This window comes from Variovorax sp. LjRoot84, from assembly GCF_964254305.1.
Taxonomy (GTDB): domain Bacteria; phylum Pseudomonadota; class Gammaproteobacteria; order Burkholderiales; family Burkholderiaceae_C; genus Variovorax.
Genome location: NZ_CAXUTE020000001.1, coordinates 336,434 through 360,129 on the forward strand (window position 1 = coordinate 336,434; position 23,696 = coordinate 360,129).

26 protein-coding genes are annotated in these 23,696 nt (G+C 68.8%); 15 read left to right on the forward strand and 11 right to left on the reverse strand.

Annotated features, from left to right (window positions below; all coding sequences use genetic code 11):
• Window positions 1-16: 16 nt before the first annotated feature.
• Window positions 17-997 carry a recombination-associated protein RdgC gene (locus tag ACSQ9I_RS01730; protein ID WP_436312075.1) on the reverse strand — a complete coding sequence of 327 codons (981 nt, stop codon included), beginning with the start codon at window positions 995-997 and terminating at the stop codon, window positions 17-19.
• 124 nt (window positions 998-1,121) lie between these two features.
• Between ACSQ9I_RS01730 and ACSQ9I_RS01735 the strand changes: the two genes are divergently transcribed.
• Window positions 1,122-2,057 carry a branched-chain amino acid transaminase gene (locus ACSQ9I_RS01735; protein ID WP_093104290.1) on the forward strand — a complete coding sequence of 312 codons (936 nt, stop codon included), beginning with the start codon at window positions 1,122-1,124 and terminating at the stop codon, window positions 2,055-2,057.
• Window positions 2,058-2,062: 5 nt separating this feature from the next.
• Entirely contained in the window at window positions 2,063-2,269 is a 207-nt protein-coding gene (locus ACSQ9I_RS01740) for a zinc-finger domain-containing protein (protein ID WP_436312076.1), read from the forward strand.
• Here the strand turns inward: ACSQ9I_RS01740 and ACSQ9I_RS01745 are convergent.
• From ACSQ9I_RS01745 to ACSQ9I_RS01785, 9 genes are all read right to left on the reverse strand, one after another.
• Window positions 2,235-3,494 carry an O-antigen ligase family protein gene (locus tag ACSQ9I_RS01745; RefSeq protein ID WP_436312077.1) on the reverse strand — a complete coding sequence of 420 codons (1,260 nt, stop codon included), beginning with the start codon at window positions 3,492-3,494 and terminating at the stop codon, window positions 2,235-2,237. The two genes, ACSQ9I_RS01740 and ACSQ9I_RS01745, sit on opposite strands and share 35 nt — an antisense overlap.
• 151 nt (window positions 3,495-3,645) lie before the next feature.
• Complete coding sequence (locus ACSQ9I_RS01750; RefSeq protein WP_436292365.1) at window positions 3,646-4,830, reverse strand: ATP-binding protein; 1,185 nt, start codon at window positions 4,828-4,830, stop codon at window positions 3,646-3,648.
• Between the two features lie 11 nt (window positions 4,831-4,841).
• On the reverse strand, window positions 4,842-5,555 hold the full coding sequence (locus ACSQ9I_RS01755; protein WP_093104284.1) for a response regulator: 714 nt from the start codon (window positions 5,553-5,555) through the stop codon (window positions 4,842-4,844).
• Window positions 5,556-5,636: 81 nt separating this feature from the next.
• The gene (locus tag ACSQ9I_RS01760) at window positions 5,637-7,265 is read right to left on the reverse strand and encodes an NAD(P)/FAD-dependent oxidoreductase (RefSeq protein ID WP_436312078.1); all 1,629 of its coding nucleotides are present in this window, start codon (window positions 7,263-7,265) and stop codon (window positions 5,637-5,639) included.
• Between the two features lie 10 nt (window positions 7,266-7,275).
• Window positions 7,276-8,079 carry a beta-ketoacyl synthase chain length factor gene (locus tag ACSQ9I_RS01765; RefSeq protein ID WP_436308394.1) on the reverse strand — a complete coding sequence of 268 codons (804 nt, stop codon included), beginning with the start codon at window positions 8,077-8,079 and terminating at the stop codon, window positions 7,276-7,278.
• Window positions 8,076-9,269 (reverse strand): beta-ketoacyl-[acyl-carrier-protein] synthase family protein, encoded by a 1,194-nt coding sequence (locus ACSQ9I_RS01770; protein WP_436310246.1) that lies wholly within the window; start codon window positions 9,267-9,269, stop codon window positions 8,076-8,078. The genes ACSQ9I_RS01765 and ACSQ9I_RS01770 overlap by 4 nt, the downstream gene beginning before the upstream one ends.
• Before the next feature lie 82 nt (window positions 9,270-9,351).
• Window positions 9,352-9,753 (reverse strand): type II toxin-antitoxin system VapC family toxin, encoded by a 402-nt coding sequence (locus tag ACSQ9I_RS01775; protein WP_436312079.1) that lies wholly within the window; start codon window positions 9,751-9,753, stop codon window positions 9,352-9,354.
• A gap of 40 nt (window positions 9,754-9,793) precedes the next feature.
• Window positions 9,794-10,066: a FitA-like ribbon-helix-helix domain-containing protein gene (locus ACSQ9I_RS01780; RefSeq protein WP_436292369.1), complete on the reverse strand. Its 273-nt coding sequence runs from the start codon at window positions 10,064-10,066 to the stop codon at window positions 9,794-9,796.
• Between the two features lie 24 nt (window positions 10,067-10,090).
• Entirely contained in the window at window positions 10,091-11,422 is a 1,332-nt protein-coding gene (locus tag ACSQ9I_RS01785; protein WP_436308397.1) for an AmpG family muropeptide MFS transporter, read from the reverse strand.
• Window positions 11,423-11,458: 36 nt separating this feature from the next.
• Between ACSQ9I_RS01785 and ACSQ9I_RS01790 the strand changes: the two genes are divergently transcribed.
• Complete coding sequence (locus ACSQ9I_RS01790) at window positions 11,459-12,292, forward strand: M48 family metallopeptidase (RefSeq protein ID WP_436312080.1); 834 nt, start codon at window positions 11,459-11,461, stop codon at window positions 12,290-12,292.
• A 12-nt stretch (window positions 12,293-12,304) separates the two neighbouring features.
• On the opposite strand, the gene ACSQ9I_RS01795 is transcribed toward ACSQ9I_RS01790, so the two are convergent.
• On the reverse strand, window positions 12,305-13,288 hold the full coding sequence (locus ACSQ9I_RS01795; RefSeq protein WP_436312081.1) for an NAD-dependent epimerase/dehydratase family protein: 984 nt from the start codon (window positions 13,286-13,288) through the stop codon (window positions 12,305-12,307).
• A gap of 111 nt (window positions 13,289-13,399) precedes the next feature.
• Between ACSQ9I_RS01795 and ACSQ9I_RS01800 the strand changes: the two genes are divergently transcribed.
• The 12 genes from ACSQ9I_RS01800 (at window position 13,400) to ACSQ9I_RS01855 (ending at window position 23,682) form a co-directional block, all read left to right on the forward strand.
• The gene (locus ACSQ9I_RS01800; protein ID WP_436312082.1) at window positions 13,400-13,843 is read left to right on the forward strand and encodes a nuclear transport factor 2 family protein; all 444 of its coding nucleotides are present in this window, start codon (window positions 13,400-13,402) and stop codon (window positions 13,841-13,843) included.
• A 107-nt stretch (window positions 13,844-13,950) separates the two neighbouring features.
• Window positions 13,951-14,541 carry an SDR family oxidoreductase gene (locus tag ACSQ9I_RS01805; RefSeq protein ID WP_436292373.1) on the forward strand — a complete coding sequence of 197 codons (591 nt, stop codon included), beginning with the start codon at window positions 13,951-13,953 and terminating at the stop codon, window positions 14,539-14,541.
• A 14-nt stretch (window positions 14,542-14,555) separates the two neighbouring features.
• Window positions 14,556-14,927 carry an Atu4866 domain-containing protein gene (locus ACSQ9I_RS01810; protein ID WP_436292374.1) on the forward strand — a complete coding sequence of 124 codons (372 nt, stop codon included), beginning with the start codon at window positions 14,556-14,558 and terminating at the stop codon, window positions 14,925-14,927.
• Window positions 14,928-15,008: 81 nt separating this feature from the next.
• On the forward strand, window positions 15,009-16,742 hold the full coding sequence (gene atzF / locus ACSQ9I_RS01815; protein ID WP_436312083.1) for an allophanate hydrolase: 1,734 nt from the start codon (window positions 15,009-15,011) through the stop codon (window positions 16,740-16,742).
• Entirely contained in the window at window positions 16,739-17,740 is a 1,002-nt protein-coding gene (locus ACSQ9I_RS01820) for an ABC transporter substrate-binding protein (protein ID WP_093104269.1), read from the forward strand. The genes atzF and ACSQ9I_RS01820 overlap by 4 nt, the downstream gene beginning before the upstream one ends.
• Before the next feature lie 2 nt (window positions 17,741-17,742).
• Window positions 17,743-18,573 carry an ABC transporter permease gene (locus ACSQ9I_RS01825; protein ID WP_093104268.1) on the forward strand — a complete coding sequence of 277 codons (831 nt, stop codon included), beginning with the start codon at window positions 17,743-17,745 and terminating at the stop codon, window positions 18,571-18,573.
• Window positions 18,570-19,403: an ABC transporter ATP-binding protein gene (locus ACSQ9I_RS01830; RefSeq protein ID WP_436312084.1), complete on the forward strand. Its 834-nt coding sequence runs from the start codon at window positions 18,570-18,572 to the stop codon at window positions 19,401-19,403. The genes ACSQ9I_RS01825 and ACSQ9I_RS01830 overlap by 4 nt, the downstream gene beginning before the upstream one ends.
• The gene (locus ACSQ9I_RS01835; RefSeq protein WP_436292376.1) at window positions 19,400-19,606 is read left to right on the forward strand and encodes an AtzG-like protein; all 207 of its coding nucleotides are present in this window, start codon (window positions 19,400-19,402) and stop codon (window positions 19,604-19,606) included. The genes ACSQ9I_RS01830 and ACSQ9I_RS01835 overlap by 4 nt, the downstream gene beginning before the upstream one ends.
• The gene (locus ACSQ9I_RS01840; RefSeq protein WP_436312085.1) at window positions 19,603-21,030 is read left to right on the forward strand and encodes an AtzE family amidohydrolase; all 1,428 of its coding nucleotides are present in this window, start codon (window positions 19,603-19,605) and stop codon (window positions 21,028-21,030) included. The genes ACSQ9I_RS01835 and ACSQ9I_RS01840 overlap by 4 nt, the downstream gene beginning before the upstream one ends.
• A gap of 11 nt (window positions 21,031-21,041) precedes the next feature.
• The gene (gene hpxZ / locus ACSQ9I_RS01845; RefSeq protein WP_436310247.1) at window positions 21,042-21,422 is read left to right on the forward strand and encodes an oxalurate catabolism protein HpxZ; all 381 of its coding nucleotides are present in this window, start codon (window positions 21,042-21,044) and stop codon (window positions 21,420-21,422) included.
• Window positions 21,423-21,461: 39 nt separating this feature from the next.
• Window positions 21,462-22,577, forward strand: a complete 1,116-nt coding sequence (locus ACSQ9I_RS01850; protein WP_436312086.1) for a BMP family ABC transporter substrate-binding protein — start codon at window positions 21,462-21,464, stop codon at window positions 22,575-22,577.
• 25 nt (window positions 22,578-22,602) lie between these two features.
• The gene (locus ACSQ9I_RS01855; RefSeq protein WP_436312087.1) at window positions 22,603-23,682 is read left to right on the forward strand and encodes an ABC transporter permease; all 1,080 of its coding nucleotides are present in this window, start codon (window positions 22,603-22,605) and stop codon (window positions 23,680-23,682) included.
• The last annotated feature ends 14 nt before the right edge of the window (window positions 23,683-23,696 follow it).

The window sequence follows — 23,696 nt, forward strand, 5'->3', positions numbered from 1 at the left end:
GCCTGTCAACAGGCGCCTAAAACGGCGCCGATTCGTCGGCGAGCTCTTCGGCCTTGGACTCTGCCGGCGCAGGCGCCGCATCGGCCGCCGCCCCGCCCAGCTTCATCTCCCCGCCCAGCGCCTCGATCAGCTCCGGCACCAGCTGGCCGAGCTCGCCGGTCGCGATCGCGGCGTCGGCATCGAAGTTGTCTTCCTTGGCCGAGGCCGGCGCATCGTCGAGCGTGCCTTCGAGGAACACGATCTTGCGCAGCTGCAGCCCCTCGGTCAGCTCGAAGGACACGCGGTCGTCCCAGGTCATCGCGAGCCGGGTCGGGCGCTTGCCGTCGGCGATATGCTGGCGCACCTCCTCGATGTCCAGCGGGTGCTTGGCATAGCGCACCACGGCCTTCGACTCGTCGCTGGCCTTGAGCTCGCACTCGCGGTCAATGGTGAAGCCGGCCGGCGGCTCCTGGGTCGAGAGCCAGTCCGACATGGCGGCAGCCGGCTCCACCTGCGTGTTGATTTGCGCAACGGCAAAGCCTTCCAGCGCCTTCACCAGGCTGGTCACCACCTCGTCGGCGCGCGCGACATTGCTCGCATTGACCACCAGCCGGCGGGCCGCCGGGTCGATCCACACCGCGATGCGCGCGTGGCGTGTGAAGGCCAGCGGCAGCAGCTCGTGCGTGACGTCTTCCTTGAGCTCCTTCTTTTCTTTCTTGCCCGGCTTGCGCCCGGTGGTGGCCTCGATCTGCGCGGCGCGCTCCTCGACCTTGCGGCGCACCACCGAGGCCGGCAGCGTCTTGCTCTCGATCATGTATTCGAGCAGCCACTGGCCGCCGATGGATTCGACCAACGGGCCGTGCTCTTCGCCGCGGGGCTCGACCCAGCCGGCGGATTTTTCCTGCGAGGGACTGCAGGGGACGAAACGCAGCGGGTCGAGGGCCTGCTCGACCTGGCCGTGCGACTGCGACCACGATGCTTCGATGCGGTAGACGATGACGTTCTTGAAGACGGACACTGAAACGAACCCTTTTCTGGCTGACTGATTGGCAAAGCCGTGCATTGTCGGCGGGACGAAGTCGGTCGTCGCCGTAAAATCGCAAGCTTTTGCGACATACCCCCTTCCCCAAAGGACAAAGAACATGAGCGCGCTCCCCGCACTGGACGATCGTGACGGCAAGATCTGGATGGACGGTGATCTCGTGGACTGGCGCGACGCCAAGATCCACGTGCTGAGCCACACGCTGCACTACGGCTGCGGCGCTTTCGAGGGGGTGCGGGCCTACAAGACGGTCAACGGCACCGCGATCTTTCGCCTGGCCGAGCACACCGAGCGCCTGTTCAACAGCGCCAAGATCCTGCGCATGAAGATCCCGTTTTCGCCCGAGCAGCTGAACGAGGCGCAAAAGCAGGTGGTGCGCGAGAACAAGCTCGAGAGCTGCTACCTGCGCCCGCTGGTGTGGATCGGCTCCGAGAAGCTCGGCGTCAGCCCCAAGGGCAACCGCATCCACGCCATGGTCGCGGCCTGGGCCTGGGGCGCCTACCTCGGCGACGAAGGCATGAAGCGCGGCATCCGCGTCAAGACCTCGAGCTACACGCGCCACCACGTCAACATCACGATGACGCAGGCCAAGGCGGTCAGCAACTACAGCAACTCGATCCTCGCCAACATGGAGGCGCTGGACGACGGCTACGACGAGGCCCTGCTGCTCGACGCGAGCGGCTTCGTCTCCGAGGGCGCGGGCGAGAACATCTTCGTGGTCAAGGGCGGCGTGGTCTACACGCCCGACCTGTCGGCCGGCGCGCTCAACGGCATCACGCGCAACACCATCCTGCACATCTGCAAGGATCTCGGCATCGAGGTGGTGCAGAAGCGCATCACGCGCGATGAGGTCTACATCGCCGAGGAAGCCTTCTTCACCGGCACCGCGGCCGAGGTGACGCCGATCCGCGAGCTCGACCGCATCGAGATCGGCATCGGCTCGCGCGGTCCCGTCACCGAGAAGATCCAGAGCGCCTTCTTCGACATCGTGAACGGCCGCAATCCCAAATACGCCCACTGGCTCACGAAGGTCTGACGACAATGTCCAACGCTGTGATCGAACTGCTGGCCACGGACCTGAACCACCAGGGCGGCGTGTTCTGCCCGAACCCCAAGGCCAACATGAAGCTGTGGAGCGCGCACCCCAAGGTGTATCTCGACGTGGCGCGCAGCGGCGAGGCCAAGTGCCCTTATTGCGGCACGGTCTACCGGCTCAAAGCGGGCGAGGCTGTGGCGCATCGCCACTGAGGACGGGTGGGCTCCGGCGCGGTATCAATCCGCGCCATGAATCCCCCGGCTCCTGCGCGAGCCGCAGGTAGATCGTCGCCACCCACAGCAGGCTGAGTCCGATCTGCGCATCGCGCAGCGCCGAATTGGCGTTGGTGGCGATCAGGAGGATCAGCTGCGCGACGAAGGCATAGCGCCCGATCAGGTCGTCGCGCCGCCAGGCCAGCCAGATGCCGGTCAGGATGATGAGGAGCAGGCTCAGCGCGCCCGGAATGCCGGTCTGCGAACCCATCCACAGGAAGTCGTTGTGCGGCATGTTGTAGTCGGCCAGGAGCTTGGGGCCGCGCAGGTGCCACTGCTCGGTCCAGCCGCCGATGCCCCAGCCCGCGAACGGGCGGTCGATGATCATGCGCCCCGTGTCGCGGTACATGTAGTAGCGCACCACCCAGCTGCCTTCGGACACCGCACCGCCTTGCGCCGCTTCGATCTCGTGCACGCCGAGCTCGAACTTGCGCTGTACCGCCGGTGAACTCCACAGGCCTGCGGCCACGAGGGCCCCGCCCAGGATCATCGCGAGCATGAGCACGCCGAGCCTTCGCCGCCACTGGTGCAGGCAAGCGGCCGGAATGACCAGCAGCATCGCCAGCAGCGAGGTGCGGGAATCCAGCTTGAAAAAGATGATCATCACCACGGCCAGCGTGATCGCGAATGCGGGTACGGCCTGCCAGCGATGGCGTTCCGACAGTGCGGCGAGACCGAAAACGGCCGCCGTCGCACCCACGACGGTGAACAGCAGGGCGTTGCTGATGGACTTGTTGCCAACCGGCATCACCACGCCGCGCCAGGCTTCCACGATCTGGAAGCCGAACGCGTGGTGCGCCGCGATGATCGCGATATTCACCAGCGCCATCAGCAAGAAGCCCCGCAGCGCCCACAGGGCTTCCTCGCGCGTGAGGGCGAGCGCCATCAGCAGCGTGGCCGCGATGCGCAGCCCGTGCACCAGGTTCGACGGCGTTTGCGGGTAGTAGGGCCCGAGCGCCAGCACCGCCAGCGTCCACACCACGTAGACGATGACCGGCCACCACATCGGGTTGCCGCGCAGGCGGACGGCGCGTTCGCGCCAGTCGCCGGCCGCCAGCAGCGCGACGAGCAGCAGGAAGAAAGCGAGGTAGGGGACGCCGACCGGCATGAACACCGTCAGCCCCCAGAACATGGCTGCCGGGCGGACGATTTGCGATCTCTGCATGGGGGCGGATTTTAGGTGCCGCCGCCGCACCGTTTCCTGACCTGGACGGTCAGCTTCGGCGGCCGCCGCCGGACCGCCCCAAGGCGGGGCGCGCCTCCCCCTCGGGGGGTGGAGTTACACGAAGCGAAGCGCAGTGAAAAGCCGGGAGGCCTTAGTTCGGGAGTGCGATGACGAAGCTGGCGCCGCCGCCGGGGCGGTCTTCGCAGCGCACGCTGCCGCCATGGCGCTCGGTGATCGATTTGACCAGCGCCAGGCCGAGGCCCACGCCGCCGTTGCGCTCGCTGGCGCCCGGCAGCCGGTAGAAGGGTTCGAAGATGCGATCACGCAGCGCGGCCGGCACGCCGGGGCCGCGATCGTTGACGCGGATCTCGGCGGCGCTGCTGGTGCTGTCGAGCTGCACGCTGATCTCGCCGGCCCCGTAGCGCCGCGCGTTCTCGAGCAGGTTGCGGATCGCGCGCCGCAGCAGGCGCGGCACGCCGCGCACCGTCAGCGCGTCGCTGCTGGCGTCTTCGGCCACGTCGAGTTCGGCATCGACGCGCGCGCACTCTTCGGCAGCCAGGCCGGTGAGGTCGACCGTTTCGACCGTGCCCATGTCGGCTTCCTTGGCGTCGAGCCGGCTCGCGAGCAGGATCTCGTCGATCAGCTGGTCGAGCTCGGCGATGTTGCGCGCAATTTCCTCGCGCGCGGCCTCGCTCGGCCGCTCGCCCATCAGTTCCAGTCCCATGCGGATGCGCGTGAGCGGCGAGCGCAGCTCGTGCGAGGCATTGGCCAACAGCGACTTGTGCGAGCGCACCAGTTGCTCGATGCGGGCCGCCGCCCCGTTGAATCGATTGGAAAGATCGGCCACTTCGTCCTGCCCTTCTTCGGCGACGCGCACCGACAAGTCTCCTTCGCCCCAGCGCTGCACGCCGCGTTGCAGCGCCTCGAGGCGCTTGGTGAGCCGGCGCACGATCGGGTAGACGCCCAGCGCCACGGCGACGCCGACCAGTGCGACCATCCAGCCCAGCCCGAAAGGCGTGCGCCAGGCCGTCAGCCCGCTGGTGCCGCTCGGGCGCGGGCGCGGCGCCACGCGCAGCGAGAGCGCGCGGCCGTCCTCGAGCGTGACGTCGAATTCGAGCCCCTGGCCGGGCACGCGCACGGCGCTGCCGGTGCCGATGGCGCGGTCCTGGTTGTTGAGCACCACAACCTCGCGCGGCACGGCCGACAGCCGCTCGCGCTCGTTCTCGGCCGCCTCGCGCACGATCCAGTTGGCGGTGAGGGTGAGGATGACGACGCCGGCCACCACCGCCAGCCAGATGCGGACGTAGAGGTGGCGCCGGTAGAGATTGCGCAACATCAGGGGCTGTCCTAGTCCTGCTGCTTCGCGAACACGTAGCCCACGCCGCGCACGGTGAGGATGCGCTTCGGATTCTTGGCGTCGACTTCGATCGCCGCACGGATGCGGCCCATGTGCACGTCGATCGAGCGGTCGAAGGCCTCGAGCTCGCGGCCGCGCACGGCTTCCATGATCTGGTCGCGCGTGAGCACGCGGCCGGCGCGCTCGGCCATCGCGACCAGCAGGTCGAACTGGTAGGAGGTGAGGTCCGCCGGCGCCCCGCCGACCGTGACCGTGCGCGCGTTGCGGTCGATCTCCAGCGTGCCGAAGCGCATCACGGTGGCGGCCGCCGCCGCGCTCGTGCTTTCGCTGCGGCGGCGCAGCACGGCGCGGATGCGCGCCAGCAGTTCGCGCGGCTCGAAGGGCTTGGGCAGGTAGTCGTCGGCGCCGATCTCCAGGCCGATGATGCGGTCCATCGGGTCGCCCTTGGCGGTCAGCATCAGCACCGACACCTTGGCCAGCCCGTTGGGCAGGGCCCGAATCCGGCGGCAGACCTCGAGGCCGTCGGTGTCCGGCAGCATCAGGTCGAGGATCACGAGATCGGGCGAGCGCTGCTGCAGCAGCTCGAGCCCGCTGGCGCCATCCGCGGCGTGGCTGAAGCCGAAGCCCGACTGGGTGAGGTATTCGCCCACCATCTGCGCCAGGCGGGCGTCGTCTTCGATCATCAGGAGTTGGGGGGTGCTCATGGTTGTAGGTTCTCCCTGTGGCGCCAAGCAGGCTTGAACGCTCCGTAAAGTTGGCGTAAACCTCGAAGCGACTGGTATCGATCAGTTCGGCGCGAAGAGCATGGAGGCGGGCGCCGGGCCAGGCGAGGCGGCCGTCATTTTCTCGGCTAGCACGGCGCGCAGGGCGAGGCCGTCGAGGCCCGGGTGCTCCCGGGTGGCGCGCAGCAGGATCTCGCCGGCCAGCGCACGCAGCTGTTCGACCGAGGCCCGCATGCGTGTCCGAAAGGCTTCGTCGTCGAGCCGGTCGTTGAGGCTGCGGTTGAGTTCGGCAAACCACGGCAGCGCGGCCTGGTCCAGCATCACGGCCGGATTGCGCTTCGCGCTCACGGCCGACCATGCGCGCAGGAAGTCCTGCACCGCGAAGTTGAGCCGCTGGCAATGCTGGAGCTCGTCGCGCAGGCTGCCCAGCAGCGCGAGGTCGGTCAGCCGCTGCTGGAAGAAGATCTGCGAAAGCACGCCCCAGTAGTAGGTGTAGTCCCAGATCACCTTCACCGGCAGCACCTCCGGGTCGCCGAAGAGCGGGTACTGGTCGGTGTAGAGCGCGAGCGTGCTTTCGTAGAAGGAGTGGTAGATCTGGTCGTAGAGCTGGGCGCGCGCATCCACCGAGCGCCCGGCGCGGTCGTGCGCGATCAGGTCGGTGATGTAGGTGTTGCTCATCGCGATGAAATCGCTGCCCGGCGAATAGAAGGGGTCGAGGAAGAGCCCCGCTTCGCCGGTCAGCGCCCAGCGCCGGCCCGAGAACACCTGCTTGCAGCCGTACGAGAAGTCGCGGAAGAAGGCGAAATCCTGCAGCAGATGGCGCTTGCCGTCGAGTTCGTCGAAAAGGCGCGGCTGCCAGGTCCGGAACCACTCCATCGCCTTGTCGAAGCTGTCGATGGTTTCCATCGGATGCAGCCGCGGGTCGGCCACGATGCCGACCGAGTGCGAACCCGAGGCCAGCGGAATCAGCCAGACCCAGTAGCCGGCGCCGACCAGGTGGTTGGTCGAGAGCCACCGCGCCTGCGGCTCGCAGCGCGCTCGCCACTCGGCGTTGTCGGACCAGTCGTCGATGGTGATGCGCTCGCCGATGCGGAACCACACGGCATTGCAGTCGTGCGCATTGGGCTCGGCCAGCCCGAGCTTGCGCTTGAGCATGCCGGCGCGCCCGCAGGCGTCGATGAGCCAGCGCGCGTGGACGAGGTGGGTTTCGCCGTCCTGCGTCCAGTTGAGCCGGTGCGGCTCGCGCGGGTCGTCGGCCAGCTCGATCCGGCGCACCAGTGCGCTGTCGACGAAGCGCACGCCGCGGCGCGTGGCTTCCTCGGCCAGGTAGTTCTCGAAGATGCCGCGGTCGATCTGGTAGCTCGGCACCGCGAGGTAGCGGCTGGCGCCGATCTCGGTCACCTGGTCGATGTCGCGCCGGCCCTCGCTGAAGAAGAAGCGGAAGCCGAACTTGCGCAGCTGGGCGCCGTGCATGTGCGGTTTGAGGCCCAGCACCGTGTCGAAGTAGTGCGCGCCGATCTCGACCGAGGATTCGCCCACCTTATGCGCCGCATGCGGCACCGGATGCGCGCGGCGCTCCAGCACCACGATGTCGATGTCGGCGAAGCGCCGCTTGAGCTGCAGCGCGAGCGTGAGCCCCGCCAGTCCCCCGCCCATGATCACGACATCGTGCCGGCGAAGGATGGGGTTCATGGCGGCTTCCTCAGCCCTGCGGTTCGAGCCGCAGTTGCAGCGACAGCGTGGCCGACAGCGGCAGGGCGAGCGCCTCCGGCTTGCCGCGCGCCAGGGTTTCGAACAAGGGCAGCGCGTCGGCCATCGCATTGGCCTTCAACGCGCGCGCCGCGTCGGAAGGCGGGCGTGGCGCGGCCGGCGCGCCGCTCGCGAGCGACCATTCGAAGGAGGCCACTGTGCGTTCGGTGCGCGCAGGTGCGAGCACCAGCGCCACGGCCAGCAGCTCGCGGCTGGTGACCACCGAGGCGAGCGCGCCCACGGCGGGCACGTCGAAGCCGGCCAGAAGCACCGCCTCCTGGTCGGCCGCGCACTGCGCCGCGGCCTCGAGCAGGGCGGTCGCAAAGCTGCTTTCGTAGGCCGACACCGAATTGCTCGCCGCCATGCAGCCGGTGCCGATGGTCCAGTAGCCCACCGCCGCGTTGTGCACCGAGTTGTGGAACTTGATCGGCGACAGCAGCTTGGGGTCGCTGGCGAGCGTGCTGGACATGTAGTCGTTGATGCCGAGGTCGCCGTGCGCCGAGGCGAACACGCAGGGCAGCTGCGCGGCGTCGCGGCCCGAGGCGGCGATCGCGGCCGCCGCAACCTCGAGCGCGAGCGCCACCGTGTCGGGCGCGCGCCGCCGCTCGGCCGGCGCCAGCAACTGCGGCGAAGGCCGCTTGGCCGGCGGATCGGCCGGCTGCGCCTCGCCGCGGAACACGGCGCGTGCGGTCTCCCAGCCCGGCAGGGTCGGCGCCCAGAAGGCCGGGCCTTCGATGTAGAGGGTCGGCGTCTTCATGCGCGGGCCCCCTTGCCGAACACCAGCGAGCAGTTGTTGCCGCCGAAGCCGAAGGAATTGGAGAGCGCGTAACGCACCTCGCCGTGCGCGGGCCGCAGCCTGATCTGCGGGCCGCATTCGGCATCCAGCGTGGTGGTGTTGACGGTGCCCGGCTTCAGCCCGCGTTCGATGGCCAGCAGGCTGATCACCGCCTCGACGATGCCGGCCGCGCCCAGCGTGTGGCCGGTGAAGCCCTTGGTCGAGCTCGCATGCGTGCCTGCTGGAAAGCGGCGCGCCACCAGCGCGCCCTCGACCTCGTCGTTCTTCATGCTGGCCGTGCCGTGCATGTTGATGTAGTCGATGGCGTCGGGCGCGAGGCCGGCGCGCGCCAGCGCATCGTCGAGTGCGCGCTCCGCGCCCATGCCTTCGGGATGGGGTGTGGACATGTGGTGGGCGTCGCTCGCCTCGCCGTAGCCCAGCAGTTCGAGCCTGCCGGCGCCGCGCTCGAGCAGCGCGAAGCCCGCGGCCTCGCCCAGGCTGATGCCGTTGCGAGTGGCGTCGAAGGGCCGGCAGGGCTCGGGCGAGACCAGCTCGAGCGAATTGAAGCCGAACAGCACGCTGCCGCACAGCGTGTCCACGCCGCCGACCACGGCCGCGTCGACCAGGCCCAGGCGGATCAGCCGCTCGGCCGAAGCGAAGACCTTGGCGCTCGACGAACAGGCGGTCGAAATGGTCTCGGCCGGGCCTTCGAGCCCGAGCGCCTGCTGCACGAACATCGCGAGCGAATGGGGCGTGTGGACCAGGGGCCGCCGTTGATCGGCCGGGAAGCCTCCGTCGGCGTCGAGCTGCGTGTAGGCCAGTTCGGTCTCGCCGATGCTCGAGGTGGAGGTGCCGAGCACCAGCGCGATGCGCGCCGCGCCGTAGCGCTCGCGCGCCGCCGCCACCGCTTCGATAAAGCCGTCGGCCTGCAAGCCGAGCCAAGCCAGGCGGTTGTTGCGGCAATCCCAGCCGGCCAGGTCTTCGGGCAGCCGGAGCGATTCGAGCCCGTCGACGCGGCCGATCCAGGTCGGAAGCGGCGTGGCGCCGAAATCGTTGGCGCGCAGGCCGCTCTTCGATTGTTCGAGGGCGGCTACGAGGGCTTCCTTGCCGATGCCGACGGCCGAGGTCGCGGTGTAGGCGCTGATCTGAAGAGGAGGAATGCAGGAGGGCACGGTGCTGGGGAAAGGGGTGGGATGGACGTGGCGCAAGACTACCAGTTGGTTGCCGGATCGCGATGTCGGTCAATCCCCCGGCTCAAGGCGCGCCGTTGAGGTGCGCCTGGGCAGCGGCGGCGAGCTTCGGGTCGAAGGTGGCGAGCGGCGCCCGGAGCTCGGCCGCGAGCCACAGGTAGGCGGCGTCATAGACCGAGATCTGGTAGCGCTGCGCCAGCTCGTATTGCGCGGCGATGTCGACCGGGTGCAACTGGATGTCGTAGGCGTGGCGGTCGGCCAGCGCGAGCGCGACGGAGTCCGCAGGCCAGTCCTGCCGCAGCTTCTTGAGCGCGACGCTCGCGATCTCGTGATCGAGCAGGTTCGGCGCGTGCAGGCTGTGGCCGACCAGGCGCGCCAGCGCGGCATCGCGCATCGGCTCGTCGAACAGCACGGCGCTGAGCGCGCTGCAGTCGACCACCATCGGCGGCCGGATCAGGTAGGGCACCGGCGGTTCGGCGGCGCGGGGAGAGCGGGGGCCGGCGCCCTCACCGGACGTCCCGTTCGGTGCGAATGATGTCGACCGCGTCGGGGCCGTGGGCGATGGGCTGCGGGAAGCGGGCGCGGTGCTCGGCCGCGATCTGTTCGATGGACTTGCTCGCGCGCTGAAAGGCGTGGGAGGGCACGGGCTTCGGCTCCCCGGCGGCCTGTTCGATGATGGCCATCAGCTCGCCTTGCAGCGAACGGTGGTTGCGTGCGGCGCGTTGCCGCAGGCGCTCGGCGATATCGTCAGGAACGCCTTTGATCGACAGATTGGCCAATCGAATGCCTCCGAAATGGAGTCATTATGGCGCTGATTTGAAGGCTCGAGAGGCCAGCGCCACCAGCAGCAGCACCGGCGCACCCAGCGCCGCGGTGCCGATGAAAAAGGCGCCGTAGCCATAGTGGTCGACGAAGACGCCCGAGTAGCCGGCAATGAACTTGGGCAGCAGCAGCATCAGCGAGCTGAACAGCGCGTACTGCGTGGCCGAGTAGCTGATGTTGGTCAGGCTCGACAGATAGGCGATGAAGGCGGCCGATGCGATGCCGCCGGCCAGGTTGTCGGCCGAGACCACCAGCACCAGGCCGGTGAGGTCGTGCCCGCGCGTTCCTAGCCAGGCGAACAGCAGGTTGCTCGCGGCGCTCAGCACCGCGCCCAGCATCAGCACGCGCATCACGCCGAAGCGCATCGACAGCACGCCGCCGACGAAGGCGCCGGCCAGCGTCATCACCACGCCGTAGATCTTGCTGACCGTCGCCACCTCGTCCTTGGTGAAACCCATGTCGACGTAGAAGGGGTTGGCCATGATGCCCATCACCACGTCGCTGATGCGGTAGACCGCGATCAGCGCGAGGATCAGCGCGGCCTGCCACTTGTAGCGGCGGATGAAGTCGGCAAAGGGCTCGATCAGCACGCTTTGCAGCCACTCGGCCGCGTTCTTCGCCTTCGGCAGCGCCACGCGCACCGGCTCGGGCGACAGCAGCACCGTGATCACGCCCACCGCCATCGAAGCCGCCATCACGAGGTAGGCGGCTTTCCAGGCCGCATTCTGGTAGCCCGCACTGCCGGCGATCTCGGCCCAGGCCGCGATCCACAGCACGCCGGCGCCGGCCCAGATCATCGCGAGCCGATAGCCGGTCTGGTAGGCCGCCGCCAGCGCGGCCTGCTTGCGCGTGGCGGCCGATTCGATGCGGAAGGCGTCGAGCGCGATGTCCTGCGTGGCCGAGCCGAAAGCCACCAGCAGCGCGCACCAGACGAGCGGCGCGAGCCCGGCGCGCGGGTCGTTGAAAGCCATGCCGACGATGCCGGCGATCACCGTCGCCTGCGCCAGCAGCAGCCAGCCGCGGCGGCGCCCGAGCAGCGTGGTCAGCGGCGGGATCGGCAGCCGGTCCACCAGCGGCGCCCACACCCACTTGAAGCCATAGGCCAGGCCGACCCAGCTCAGGTAGCCGATGGTGGTGCGGTCGATGCCCGCCTCGCGCAGCCGGAAGCTCAGCGTGCCCAGCACCAGCAGCAGAGGCAGGCCCGCGGAGAAGCCCAGCGCGAGCATGCGCAGCGTGGCCGGTTCGAGATAAACCTTGAGCGCGTCGCGCCAAGGCAGGGCAGGAGAGGCTTCGTCAGCCGGGGGTGCGGACATGAATGAGGGTCTTTGGGGCTCTCTTATTATTCCCGCATGTGTTTGCGCTGCACTTCTCGCTCCGGAACCTGGCAAGCCCGCCGCGCATTTCTGCTGGCTGCGGGCGCGGCCGCGGTGACGCCGGCGCTCGCGCAGGTCGAGGTCGGCAAGTCCTCGGTGGCGCGCAACCTGGTGCCGGCCGAGAACGTCGAGCAGGCCGGCGTGCAGCAATACGGCGAGCTGATGGCGCAGGCCAGGGCCAAGGGCGCGCTGGCCGGCGAGGGCAATGCTCAGCTGCAGCGCCTGCACGCCATCTCGGCACGCATCATCCCGTTCGCGGCGCAATGGAACGAGCGCGCCGCGCGCTGGAAGTGGGAGCTCAATCTGATCGGCAGCAAGCAGATCAACGCCTTCTGCATGCCGGGCGGCAAGATCGCCTTCTTCACTGGCATCCTCGACCAGCTCAAGCTCAGCGACGACGAGGTCGCGATCGTGATGGGCCACGAGATGGCGCATGCGCTGCGCGAGCATGCGCGCGCCCGCCTGGCCAAGAGCGCGGGCACGGGCGCCGCGCTGTCGATCACGGCCCAGCTGCTGGGCCTCGGGCAGGCCGGCGACCTTGCGGCGCGGGCCGGCACGCAACTGCTCACGCTCAAGTTCAGCCGCAGCGACGAGACCGATGCCGACCTGGTCGGGCTCGAACTCGCCGCGCGCGCCGGCTACGACCCGAAGGCTTCGATCTCGCTGTGGAACAAGATGGCGCAGGCCTCGAAGAACCAGGGCGGGCTGAGTTTTCTTTCGACGCACCCGAGCGGGCCGGACCGCATCGCCAAGCTCGAGGCCAACGTGCCCAAGGTCGAAGGGCTCTACCGCGCGGCGAAGCGCGGTTGAGCTGTCTTCGAGCTATTCCACCGGATAGGGGCCGTCCGCGAAGACGGTCGCGTGGTAGCCCTTGGAGCCGATCGCTTGCGCCAGCGCGCTGCGATGGTCGCCGCCGGTGCGCAGGCGTTCGATGACCGCCTGGAAGTCGTGGCGCGGCCGCCAGCCGAGCTCGGCGCGTGCGCGATCGTTGACGTAGACGCGGTCGATCTCCGGGAACATGCGCCACCCGCGCCGCGCGTACTCGGCCTCGAACTGCGGCACGTGGCGTGCCACCACCGCGGGCAGGTCGGTGCGCAGCGTCGGCAAGTCCTCGCGCGTGAAGGGCGAGCTCGCGCTGATGATGTAGCGGCCGAAGCCGATCCCGGCCGCGCGTTCGATGGCGAGCAGGTGCGCTTCGACCACGTCCTCCACGTCGACCCGGCGATGCAGGAACTCGTTGACCTTCGCGTTCGCGTCCTCGTAGCGTTCGCGAACATGCCGCTGGTCATCCTCCTCGGGAAAGAAGCGCGAGGTCCGCAGCACGATGCAGGGCAGCCCCTGCTGGCGCTGGAACAGTTCGCACAGGTCCTCGGCCGCGACCTTGGTTGCGCCGTAGATGTTCTTCGGCACCGGCGCCACGTCCTCGGTGACCCAGGCTGCCGGCGCGCCCGGCGGCGGCGTCAGCGCACGGCCGAAGGCGCTGGTGGTGCTGGTGAAGACGAAGGCGCCGACGCCTGCGGCCACCGCTTCTTCCAGCAGGTTCAGCGTGCCCGTGATGTTGGCGTCGACGAAGTCCTGGCGGCTGTGCGTGGCGACGTGGGGCTTGTGCAGTGTCGCGGTGTGGACCACGGCATCGACGCCCCGCATGCAGCGGGCCACGAGGGCGCGGTCCGCGATCGAACCGACATGGCGTGTGTACGGCGACGCCAGCGCGTCGATGCCGACTGCCTCGTGCGTCGTGGCCTGCAGGCTGCGCATCAGCGCCTCGCCGAGGTGGCCGGAACTGCCGGTCACGAGAATCTTCACGGTAGACCTTTCATGAGTGCTTGCTCGGATGATGATGTCCGGATATGGCCGGGCAAGTGCACCGCGCTTCGCGATCATCGCTGCGTCATTACAACGAAAGCGAGCCGATCCATGACCGACGCAGAGATCCAGGATTTCATCACCCAATTCGCCGCCGCATGGGCCGCGAGGGATGGCGAGGCCTTTCTCGCGCTCTGGCATCCGGACGGGGTGCTGCGCACGCCGCTGGTCGATCGCCCCATTGCCGGCAACGAGCTCGGGCGCCTGAACGACGTGCAGCGGGAGGCCGCGCCCGACCTCGTCTGGCAGCTCCTGGACTGGAGCTCGCGCGGCGACATCGTGATCATCGAATGGCAGTGCACGCGCCAAGTCGGCGGCAAGCGCTTCGACTGGCGCGGTGTCGACAAGTTTCGGCTGAGGGACGGCAAGATCGCCGAGGAGCGCGTCTACATGGACACCGCGCTGCTGCGCGCGCTGCGCTCCGGCGTCGACCCGGAGCCGATCAGGCGGGCCGCTGGCCAGGGCGTTGCGTTCGAGCCGCTGTCCGTGCTCTGAAGCTGCGCCTTGCAGGATCAGGCAAGAAGCGCGGGCGAATCGGCTACCGCCTCATGCTCCCTCGTTCCTAGACTTCGTTCCACTCCCCCGCAGCCAAGGAACGCAGCATGTCAGGAATCGAAGGAAAAGTCGTCGCCATCACCGGCGCGAGCAGCGGCATCGGCGAAGCCACCGCCAGGCTCCTGGCACAGCGCGGCGCGCGCGTGCTGCTCGGGGCCCGCCGCATCGGCCGGCTGAATGCGCTCGCCAATGAGATCGTCGAAGCCGGCGGTTCGGCACGCTACCAGGCGCTCGACGTCACGCGGCGCGCCAGCATGCAGTGTTTCATCGACGAGGCGACCGAGGCTTTCGGCCGCGTCGACGTGATCGTCAACAACGCCGGACTCAAGGTCGACGAGTGGGACCGCATGCTCGACGTCAACGTGCGCGGCGTGCTGCACGGCATCGCCGCCGGCCTGCCGCGCATGCGCGCGCAGGGCTGCGGGCAGTTCGTCTATTGCGCCTCCAGGTTCGCGGTGCACGCGATCTCCGAACGGCTGCGCCAGGAGGCGGGCGGCGACATCCGCGTCACCGTGATCTCGCCGGGCGTGACCGAGTCGCCCACGGCCATCGCGCGCGCCATCGCCTTTGCGATCGAGCAGCCGGAGGACGTGGACGCCAGCGAAATCATCGCGCGCCCGACAGCGAGCCCCCACTGAAAAGGAGCCCGACCATGCACAGCCATCTGCTTCTGCTCGGCCTCGCCATGGGCGTCATGACGGCGCCGCCCGCCGACGCGCAACGCGCCCCCGACTCGATTCAAGGACCCAAGGCAATGACGACCACCAACAACCGATCGAACGACCAGAACGCCTACGCCGGCATGTGGGTGACCAAGGACGGCTACATCCGCCACGAGCTCCTGCCCGGCGGACGCTACGACGAGGCGCGCGGCAATCGCAAGAGCGCCTATCAGGGCCGCTATGTGCTCGCCGGCGATCACATCGACTACGTGGACGACACCGGCTTCACCGCCGACGGCGAGTTCCGTGACGGCGTGCTCTACCACGCGGGCATGGTGCTGTACCGCGAGCACAAGCGCTAGCCCAACCAGGACAGCGGCCTTGCGCCGCATTCCGCTGGCACGCCACTTGCATCTCGTCTTGTACACAAGACAGGATGCTTGATGATGGTGCATGAAAAGGCCTCGCTTCGCGGCGAGGGGTCAGACCAAGTGAACGGAGGGGCCGCGCAGGCATGGATCGCGCGGCTCGACCCGCCGCTGGCCGGCGCACCCGCAGGCCCGCTCACCGGCCTCAGCTTCGCCGCCAAGGACAACATCGACGCCGCCGGCATGCCGACCACGGCGGCCTGTCCTGCCTTCGCCTATACGCCGGCCACCCACGCGCATGTGGTGCAGCGGCTGCTCGATGCCGGTGCAAGCCTCGCCGGCAAGACCAATCTCGACCAGTTCGCCTGCGGCCTGAACGGCACCCGTTCGCCCTATGGGGCCGTGCCCAACAGCTTCGATGCGCGCTACGTGTCGGGCGGCTCGAGCTCCGGCTCGGCCTACGTGGTCGCCACCGGTCAGGTCGACTTCGCCCTGGGCACGGACACCGCAGGCTCGGGCCGGGTGCCGGCCGGGCTCAACAACATCGTCGGCATCAAGCCCTCGCGCGGCCTGATCAGCGCGCGCGGTGTGGTGCCGGCGGCGCAGAGCGTCGATTGCGTGTCGATCTTCGCAAGGACCGTGGGCCTGGCCGCGCGCGTGCTGCAGGCGGCGATGGGCTTCGATGCCGAAGATCCCTATTCGCGCGAGTTGAAGCTCGCCGCCGAACCCTTGCCCGCGCGCTTCCGCTTCGGCCTGCCCTCGGCGCCGCGCTTCTTCGGCGATGCGCTGTCGGCGGTCGCCTTCGAACGCGCCGTCGCGCAGATGCAGGCCCTGGGCGGTACGCCGGTGGCGATCGACTACGCGCCGCTGGCCGAAGCCGCGGCGCTGCTCTACGACAGCGCGCTGGTCGCCGAGCGCTATGCCGCCGTCCGCGGCTTCTTCGACGCGCATGAAAGCGAAGTGATCGAGCCGGTGCGCGGCATTCTGGCCGCGGGCCGGCGCTACAGCGCGGCCGACTTCGTCGATGCGCGCGCGAAGCTGCACGCACTCGGCCAGCGCGCGGCCGCGATGTGGCGCGACATCGACGTGCTGCTGGTGCCCACCGCGCCCGCGCACTACACGACCGACGCGATGCAGGCCGCGCCGGTGGCGCTCAACCGCAACCTGGGCGAATACACCAACTTCGTGAACCTGCTCGACTATGCGGCGATCTCGGTGCCGAGCAGCCTGCGCGAGGACGGCCTGCCCTTCGGCATCACGCTGATCGGCCGCTCGGGCAGCGACTTCCAGCTGGCCGAGCTGGGCCAGCGCTTCCACCACGCCACCGGCCTGCCGCTGGGCGCGACCGGTGCACCGCTGCCCGCGCCCGAGGCGCTGCCGCTGATCGCGGCCGAGCCCATGGTCAGGCTCGCGGTGGTCGGCGCACACCTGTCGGGCATGCCGCTGAACGGCCAGCTGACGGAGCGCGGCGCCACGCTCGTGGCGCAGACGGCGACCGCGCCGCACTACCGCCTCTACGCCTTGCCCGGCACGGTGCCGCCCAAGCCCGGACTGGTGCGCGTGCCGGGCACGAAAGGTGCGGCGATCGCGGTCGAGGTGTGGCAGATGCCGCTCGCGCACTACGGCTCCTTCGTGTCGCTGATTCCGGCGCCGCTCGGCATCGGCACCCTGGCGCTGGCCGACGGCAGCAGCGTGCAGGGCTTTCTCTGCGAAGGGCTGGCGCTCGAAGGCGCCGAAGACATCACGCATCTGGGCGGCTGGCGCCGCTACATCGAATCCCGCAAGGCAACGACAAGGAGTGTTCCATGAGCATCGTCAACTCGATACCCGCCGCGTCGCGACGACGTGTGCTGCAAGCCGGCGCCGCGGGCATCGCCGCGCTCGCCGCACCCTCGCTGGTGCTGGCCCAGGCCGCGCCGAAGATCCGCATCGGCTATTGGCCGGTGGCGGCGGGCCTGCCTTTCTTCGCGGCCATCGATCGCGGCTACTTCAAGGAAGCCGGCCTCGAGGTCGAGCCGCTCAAGTTCGCCGGCGCGCAGCAGGTGATGGAAGCGATGCTCTCCGGCCGCTCCGACGGCAGCTCCAACGGCACCGGCTCGGCCAACCTCGCCATCGGCGAGATCGCGCAGCCCGGCCTGTTCAAGATCTTCTGCACCAACCCGAGCAACGCCAAGTTCGTGCTCGACGAGTTCATCGTCGCCAAGGACAGCCCGATCAAGACCATGGCCGAGCTCAAGGGCAAGAAGGTCGCCTCCGGTCCCGGCATCCAGAACATGACCTTGTGCAAGACGATGCTGGAGCGCGCCGGCGCCACCGGCGCGATGGTCTCCGAACTGCCGATCGGCCAGCACGTCGCATCGCTGGTCGCAGGTCAGGTCGATGCCTGCTACACACTGGAGCCCACGGGCACGGTCGGCCGCATGAACGGCACCACGCGCGTGATCGAGGCCGGCGTCGTCGCCAAGTACATCCTCGGCGATCCGATGGCGCCGTGGCATGGCGGCGCCGCCAGCCTGACCACCGAATTCATCAAGAAGAATCCCGAAGCAGCAAAGAAATTCATCGCCGCCTACGCGCGCGGCGTCGAGCTGGTGCGCACCAAGCCCGGGGACGCGCGGCAACACATGAAGGGCTACACCGCGATCGAGGGTGCGCTCACGGCCGAGGTGCCGCTGGCTTCGTACATGCTCTACAACGAGTTCAAGCCCAGCGACGTCGCCTACTTCCAGAAGTTCTACGACCTGTTCACCGAGAAAGGCATCTTCGAGAAGAAGGTGCCGGTGGACGGCTTGCTCTACAAGGGCTGATCATGGCCACCACGAGCACCAGCCCCGCGGCTGCCACGCCATGGACCGCCGGCGCCGCGGCCGCTGCCGCGCCGAAGAAGTCGTCATGGAGCAAGTGGCTGCCCGCCATCGGCCCCATCGTGCTGTTCATCCTCTGGGACCTGGTGGTGCGGCTCGGCTTCATCAAGCCGATCCTGCTGCCGACGCCGGCCGACACCATCGCGGCGCTGGTCACCGGCCTGGCGGGCGGCCCGCTGCTGATGGATTTCGCGGTCACGGTCTGGCGCACGCTGCAGGCCTTCCTGATCGCGGCGGCCATCGGCGTGCCGCTGGGCGTCTTGCTCGGCAGCAACGAGAAGGCCTATCGCAGCGTCGAGTTCCTGATCGACTTCTTCCGCTCCACGCCGTCGTCGGCGCTGATCCCGCTGTTCCTCCTGATTTTCGGCGTGTCCGACGTCAACAAGGTGGCCATCGCGGCCTTCGGCGCGCTGCTGATCGTGGTGTTCAACAGCGCCTACGGCGTGATCAACGCGCGCAAGCAGCGCGTGATGGCAGCGCGCGTGATGGGCGCCTCGCGCTGGCAGATCTTCAAGGACGTGCTGGTGTGGGAGAGCCTGCAGCCTTCTTTCGTCGGCCTGCGCTCGGCAGTCTCGATGGCGTTGGTGATCGTGATCGTGGCCGAGATGTTCATCGGTTCCGACAACGGCCTGGGCCACCGCATCATCGATGCGCAGCAGGTGCTCAACGTCAAGAGCATGTACGCGGCGATCCTCGCGGCGGGCGCGCTGGGCTATGCGCTCAACATCCTCTTCCTGCTCGCAGAACGCCGCATCGTGCACTGGAGCGGAAGATGAGAGCAGCCGTCGACACCGTCATCAACGGCCCGGTGTATGCCGATGTGCCGAAGCCCGTCTTCGCGCCCGGCCCGGCCGGCACGCACATCACCATCCGCGGCCTCACCAAGTACTTCGCAGGCTGGCCGCTGTACGAGGACTTCGACCTCGACATTCCAAAACACAAGATCGTCTCGGTCTTCGGGCCCAACGGCTGCGGCAAGTCGACCCTGATCAACATGATCGCGGGGCTGATTCCGATCGACTCGGGCGAGATCCTGTTCGACGGCAAGTCGCTGAAAGACACCAAGATCGGCTACGTGTTCCAGAACTACCGCGAAGCGATGTTCCCGTGGATGCGCACCATCGACAACATCGCCTACCCGCTCAAGCTCGAAGGCCGCTCCAAGGCCGAGGTCGACCGGCGCATGGCGGAACTGGTCGCTTCCTTCGACGTCAAGTTCGATCTGCACCGCTATCCGTACGAGCTCTCGGGCGGCCAGCAGCAGACGGCCTCGATCATGCGCGCGCTGGCGCCGAATCCCGAGGTGCTGTTCCTCGACGAGCCCTTCTCCGCGCTCGACTTCGAGATGACGCTCTTCATCCGCGAGAAACTGCAGGAAGTCTTCATGCAGACCGGCACCACGATGCTGCTGGTCTCGCACGACCTGGAAGAGGCGGTGTACCTGGCCGACCAGGTGCTGCTGCTCACCAAGCGGCCGACCCGGGTGGCCGAGATCCTCGACTACGCCGATGCGCGCCCGCGCACGCTGGAGACGCTGAGCGCGCCGAGTTTCATCAGCACCAAGAAGCTGAGCCTCGAGATCTTCCAACGCGAGGTGAGACGATGACACCCAGGCAGATCGAGGCTTACGTCGATGCCGCGGCGGCCGCGCTCGATCTGAAGCTGCGGCCCGACCATCGCGCCGGCGTGCTGCGCTACTTCGCGCTCGCGGCCGAATTCGCGGAGGTGGTGGAGGCCGTGCCGCTGGACCCGCACGCAGAACCGGCCGTCCACTTCTCGCCGGTCGTACCCCCGGAGCCCGGCGCATGACACCCGCCGCCCTGCTGCTGCAGGATGCCGCCGTGATGGCGCAGGCGGTGCGCTCGGGCGCGGTGAGCGCGGTCGCGCTGGCGCAGGCCAGCCTGGACCGCATCGCCGCGACCGACGGCCGCGTCAACGCCTTCACCGAGGTGGTCCGCGAGCGCGCGCTGCGCCGCGCCGGCCAGGTCGATGCCTCGCTGGCCTCCGCGCACGGCGTGCGCACGCGCGAGCTGCCGCTGCTCGGCGTGCCGTTCGCGGTCAAGGACCTGTTCGACATCGCCGGCCTGCCGACACTGGCCGGCTCGAAGATCGAGCGCGACCGCATGCCCGCTCGCAGCGACGCGACGCTGGTGCGCCGCCTCGAAAGCGCCGGCGCGGTGCTGGTCGGCGCGCTCAACATGGACGAGTACGCCTACGGCTTCACGACCGAGAACAGCCATGTCGGCGCGACCCACAACCCGCATGACCTCGACCGCATCGCCGGCGGCTCCTCCGGCGGCTCCGGCGCCGCGGTGGCGGCCGGCCAGGTGGCGCTCGCGCTCGGCTCCGACACCAACGGCTCGATCCGCGTGCCCGCTTCGCTCAACGGCGTGTTCGGGCTCAAGCCCACATTCGGCCGGCTGCCGCGCACCGGCAGCTATCCCTTCGTCTCGAGCCTGGACCACCTCGGGCCCTTTGCACGTTCGGTGCGCGACCTGGCACTGGCCTACGACGCCATGCAGGGACCGGAACGACTGGCGCCGCGCGACCCTGGCTGCGCCCAGCGCGCCGTGGAGCCGGTCGCCAACCTGCTGTCGCGCGGCGTGCAGGGCCTGCGCGTCGGTGTGCTCGGCGGCTGGTTCCGGCAGCGCGCACAGCCCGAGGCGCTCGCCGCGGTCGACGCCGTGGCCCAGGCACTGGGCGCGAGCCGCACCGTCGAGCTGCCGATGGTCGAGGCCGGGCGCGCCGCCGCTTTCCTGATCACCAACTCGGAAGGCGCAGCGCTGCACCTGAGCGATCTGCGCACGCGCGCGCAGGACTTCGAGCCGCTCTCGCGCGACCGTTTCCTGGCCGGCGCGCTGCTGCCGGCCGCCTGGGTGGCGCGCGCGCAGCGCGTGCGGCGCCTCTATGCCGAGCAGGCGGCGCGGGTCTTCGAGCGCTTCGACATCCTGCTCGCCGCGGCCACGCCCTGCGCCGCCACGCCCATCGGCGCCGAATGGTTCGAGCTCAACGGCCAGCGCGTGCAGGTGCGGCCCAACATGGGCGTGCTGACCCAGCCCATCTCGTGCATCGGCCTGCCGGTGTGCGCCGTGCCGGTGTGGGGTGCGCACGCGAGCCTGCCGATCGGCGTTCAGGTGATCGCCGCGCCCTGGCGCGAAGACCTGGTGCTGCGCGTGGCCGCCGCGCTCGAATCGGCCGGCGTGGTGCAGTCGCCCGTCGCCACCCTCTCGTGAAGAACGACACGATGACGCCCGAGATCAACCTCCCCGACGTGCTGGCCGAAGTGACGGCCGCCTTCGCGCGCTACGAAGACGCGCTGGTCCACAACAAGGTCGAGGTGCTCGACGAACTGTTCTGGAACAGCCCGCACACGCTGCGCTACGGCGCGACCGAGAACCTCTACGGCTACGAAGAAATCCAGGCCTTCCGCGCCGCGCGGCCCTCGCAGGGCTTGGCACGCGACGTGCTGCGCACCGCGATCACCACCTATGGCCGCGACTTCGCCACCGCCAACATCGAGTTCCGCCGCGAAGGCAGCGCGAAGACGGGACGCCAGAGCCAGACCTGGATGCGCACCGACCAGGGCTGGCGCGTGGTGGCCGCGCACGTGAGCCTGCTTGCCTGATCAATCCCTCCCAGTCCCCACCTACTTCCAGGAGCAACCATGAGCCAGTTCAACCGCCGCGATTCCCTCAAGTCCCTCGCCGCACTTGCCTCCGCCACCACGTTCGGCGGCTGGAGCGCGCTGGCGAGCGCGCAGAAGCCGCTGACCGTGGGCGTGATCTACGTTGGCCCGCGCGACGACTACGGCTACAACCAGGCGCATGCGCAGGCCGCGGCCGAGCTCAAGAAGATGCCCGGCATCAAGCTGGTGGAAGAAGAGAACGTGCCCGAGACCGCGGCCGTGCAGAAGACCATGACCGGCATGATCGCGCAGGACGGCGCCAAGCTGCTGTTCCCCACCTCCTTCGGCTACTTCGATCCGCACATCCTGGCCGTGGCACCGAAGAACCCCGACGTGCGCTTCTCGCATTGCGGCGGCCTCTGGTCCGAAGGCAAGCATCCGAAGAACGCCGGCAGCTTCTTCGGCTACATCGACGAGTGCCAGTACTTGAACGGCGTGATCGCCGGCCACATGACCAAGAGCAACAAGATCGCCTTCGTCGCGGCCAAGCCCATTCCGCAGGTGCTGCGCAACATCAATGCCTTCACCATGGGCGCGCGCTCGGTCAAGCCCGGCATCACCTGCAGCGTGATCTTCACCGGCGACTGGTCGATGGCCGTCAAGGAAGCCGAGGCCACCAACAGCCTGGCCGACCAGGGCTGCGATGTCTTCACGATGCACGTCGACGGCCCCAAGGTGGTGGTCGAGACCGCGGCCAAGCGCGGCAAGATGGTCTGCGGCTACCACGCGAGCCAGGCCAAGCTGGCGCCCAACGCCTACCTCACCGGCGCCGAGTGGAACTGGCTCACGGCCTACAAGACCATCATCGAAGCGGCGCAGGCCGGCAAGCCGCATCCCAACTTCCTGCGCGGCGGTTTGAAGGAGGGCTATGTCAAGACCTCGACCTACGGACCGATGGTGAGCGACGCGGCCAAGAAGAACGCCGACGAGATCAAGGCCAAGATGATCGCCGGGACTTTCGACATCTTCCAGGGCGGGTTGAAGGACAACAAAGGCGTGGTCGTCATCCCCGCCGGCAAGGCGCTCAAGCAGACCGATCTCGAGCTCGAGAAGATGAACTACCTCGTGGAAGGCGTGGTCGGTTCGATCGGCTGATCCATCCGCTGCTCGCGAGCCGACGATGCCCAACGCATTGAAAGAAGCGGCCCTCCCGGTGTTCGCCATCGCGGCGGCGCTGCTGCTGTTCGGCGTCTTCGTCTGGTTCGCCGGCGTGAGCCCGCTGGAGGTCTGGGTCATCCTCTTCAAGGGCGCCTTCGGCGACTGGTTCTCGTGGCAGAACACCTTGCAGCGCGCCGCGCCGCTGATGCTCACCGCGCTGTGCGTCGCGATCCCCGCGCGCGCCGGCCTGGTCGTGATCGGCGGCGAGGGCGCGCTGGTGCTGGGCGGCCTGGCCTGCGCGGCCTTGCCTTATGCGCTGCCGCTGCCGGGCAACATCGTCGGCACCGTGGCCCTGTGCCTCGCCGGCGCGCTGGCCGGTGCGCTGTGGATCGCGCTGGCCGGTTGGCTGCGCCAGTACCGCGGCATCAACGAAACCATCAGCAGCCTGCTCTTGGCCTATGTCGCCATCGGGCTTTTCAAGCATTGGGTCGAGGGCGCGCTGCGCGATCCTGCCAGCCTCAACAAGCCGGCCACGCGCTCGCTCGCGGAGGGGCTGGCCATCGGCGGCATCGGCGGCTCGGACGTGCATTGGGGGCTCGCGATCGGCATCGTGGCCTGCCTGGCCTCGGGGCTGTGGCTGCGCGCCACGGCCTCGGGCTTTGCGGTGCGGGTGGTGGGCGGCAATCCGCGCACCGCGCAGCTGGTCGGGCTGCCCGCGAACCGGTTGATCCTCGCCGCTTGCGGCCTCGGCGGCGCCTGTGCCGGCGTGGCCGGCGCGGTCGAAGTCGCGGCGGTTCACACCAACGCCAACGCCTCGCTGATCGCGGGCTACGGCTATGCCGGCATCCTGGTGTCCTTCATTGCGCGCCACAACCCGGTGGCCGTGATTCCGGTGGCGATCTTGTTCGGCGGCTTCGGCGCCGCGGGCAGCCTGCTGCAGCGGCGGCTCGGCCTGCCCGATGCGTCGGTGCTGGTGCTGCAGGGCATCGCCTTCGTGCTGATTCTTGCAAGCGAGGGGCTGCGCATGGTCGACTGGAAGACGCTGCTCAAGAACCGCATGCCGCGTCCCGCCGAGCCGCAGATGCGCAAGGAGCCCGTATGAGACGCCGGGCCGCT

Excerpts from the sequence above, each read along its gene's own strand:
- ACSQ9I_RS01735 (WP_093104290.1), top strand. The coding sequence starts at position 1,122 with ATGAGCGCGCTCCCCGCACTGGACGATCGTGACGGCAAGATCTGGATG.
- ACSQ9I_RS01740 (WP_436312076.1), top strand. The coding sequence starts at position 2,063 with ATGTCCAACGCTGTGATCGAACTGCTGGCCACGGACCTGAACCACCAG.
- ACSQ9I_RS01745 (WP_436312077.1), bottom strand. The coding sequence starts at position 3,494 with ATGCAGAGATCGCAAATCGTCCGCCCGGCAGCCATGTTCTGGGGGCTG.
- ACSQ9I_RS01750 (WP_436292365.1), bottom strand. The coding sequence starts at position 4,830 with ATGTTGCGCAATCTCTACCGGCGCCACCTCTACGTCCGCATCTGGCTG.
- ACSQ9I_RS01755 (WP_093104284.1), bottom strand. The coding sequence starts at position 5,555 with ATGAGCACCCCCCAACTCCTGATGATCGAAGACGACGCCCGCCTGGCG.
- ACSQ9I_RS01760 (WP_436312078.1), bottom strand. The coding sequence starts at position 7,265 with ATGAACCCCATCCTTCGCCGGCACGATGTCGTGATCATGGGCGGGGGA.
- ACSQ9I_RS01765 (WP_436308394.1), bottom strand. The coding sequence starts at position 8,079 with ATGAAGACGCCGACCCTCTACATCGAAGGCCCGGCCTTCTGGGCGCCG.
- ACSQ9I_RS01785 (WP_436308397.1), bottom strand. The coding sequence starts at position 11,422 with ATGTCCGCACCCCCGGCTGACGAAGCCTCTCCTGCCCTGCCTTGGCGC.
- ACSQ9I_RS01790 (WP_436312080.1), top strand. The coding sequence starts at position 11,459 with ATGTGTTTGCGCTGCACTTCTCGCTCCGGAACCTGGCAAGCCCGCCGC.
- ACSQ9I_RS01800 (WP_436312082.1), top strand. The coding sequence starts at position 13,400 with ATGACCGACGCAGAGATCCAGGATTTCATCACCCAATTCGCCGCCGCA.
- ACSQ9I_RS01805 (WP_436292373.1), top strand. The coding sequence starts at position 13,951 with ATGTCAGGAATCGAAGGAAAAGTCGTCGCCATCACCGGCGCGAGCAGC.
- ACSQ9I_RS01810 (WP_436292374.1), top strand. The coding sequence starts at position 14,556 with ATGCACAGCCATCTGCTTCTGCTCGGCCTCGCCATGGGCGTCATGACG.
- atzF (WP_436312083.1), top strand. The coding sequence starts at position 15,009 with ATGATGGTGCATGAAAAGGCCTCGCTTCGCGGCGAGGGGTCAGACCAA.
- ACSQ9I_RS01820 (WP_093104269.1), top strand. The coding sequence starts at position 16,739 with ATGAGCATCGTCAACTCGATACCCGCCGCGTCGCGACGACGTGTGCTG.
- ACSQ9I_RS01825 (WP_093104268.1), top strand. The coding sequence starts at position 17,743 with ATGGCCACCACGAGCACCAGCCCCGCGGCTGCCACGCCATGGACCGCC.
- ACSQ9I_RS01830 (WP_436312084.1), top strand. The coding sequence starts at position 18,570 with ATGAGAGCAGCCGTCGACACCGTCATCAACGGCCCGGTGTATGCCGAT.
- ACSQ9I_RS01835 (WP_436292376.1), top strand. The coding sequence starts at position 19,400 with ATGACACCCAGGCAGATCGAGGCTTACGTCGATGCCGCGGCGGCCGCG.
- ACSQ9I_RS01840 (WP_436312085.1), top strand. The coding sequence starts at position 19,603 with ATGACACCCGCCGCCCTGCTGCTGCAGGATGCCGCCGTGATGGCGCAG.
- hpxZ (WP_436310247.1), top strand. The coding sequence starts at position 21,042 with ATGACGCCCGAGATCAACCTCCCCGACGTGCTGGCCGAAGTGACGGCC.
- ACSQ9I_RS01850 (WP_436312086.1), top strand. The coding sequence starts at position 21,462 with ATGAGCCAGTTCAACCGCCGCGATTCCCTCAAGTCCCTCGCCGCACTT.
- ACSQ9I_RS01855 (WP_436312087.1), top strand. The coding sequence starts at position 22,603 with ATGCCCAACGCATTGAAAGAAGCGGCCCTCCCGGTGTTCGCCATCGCG.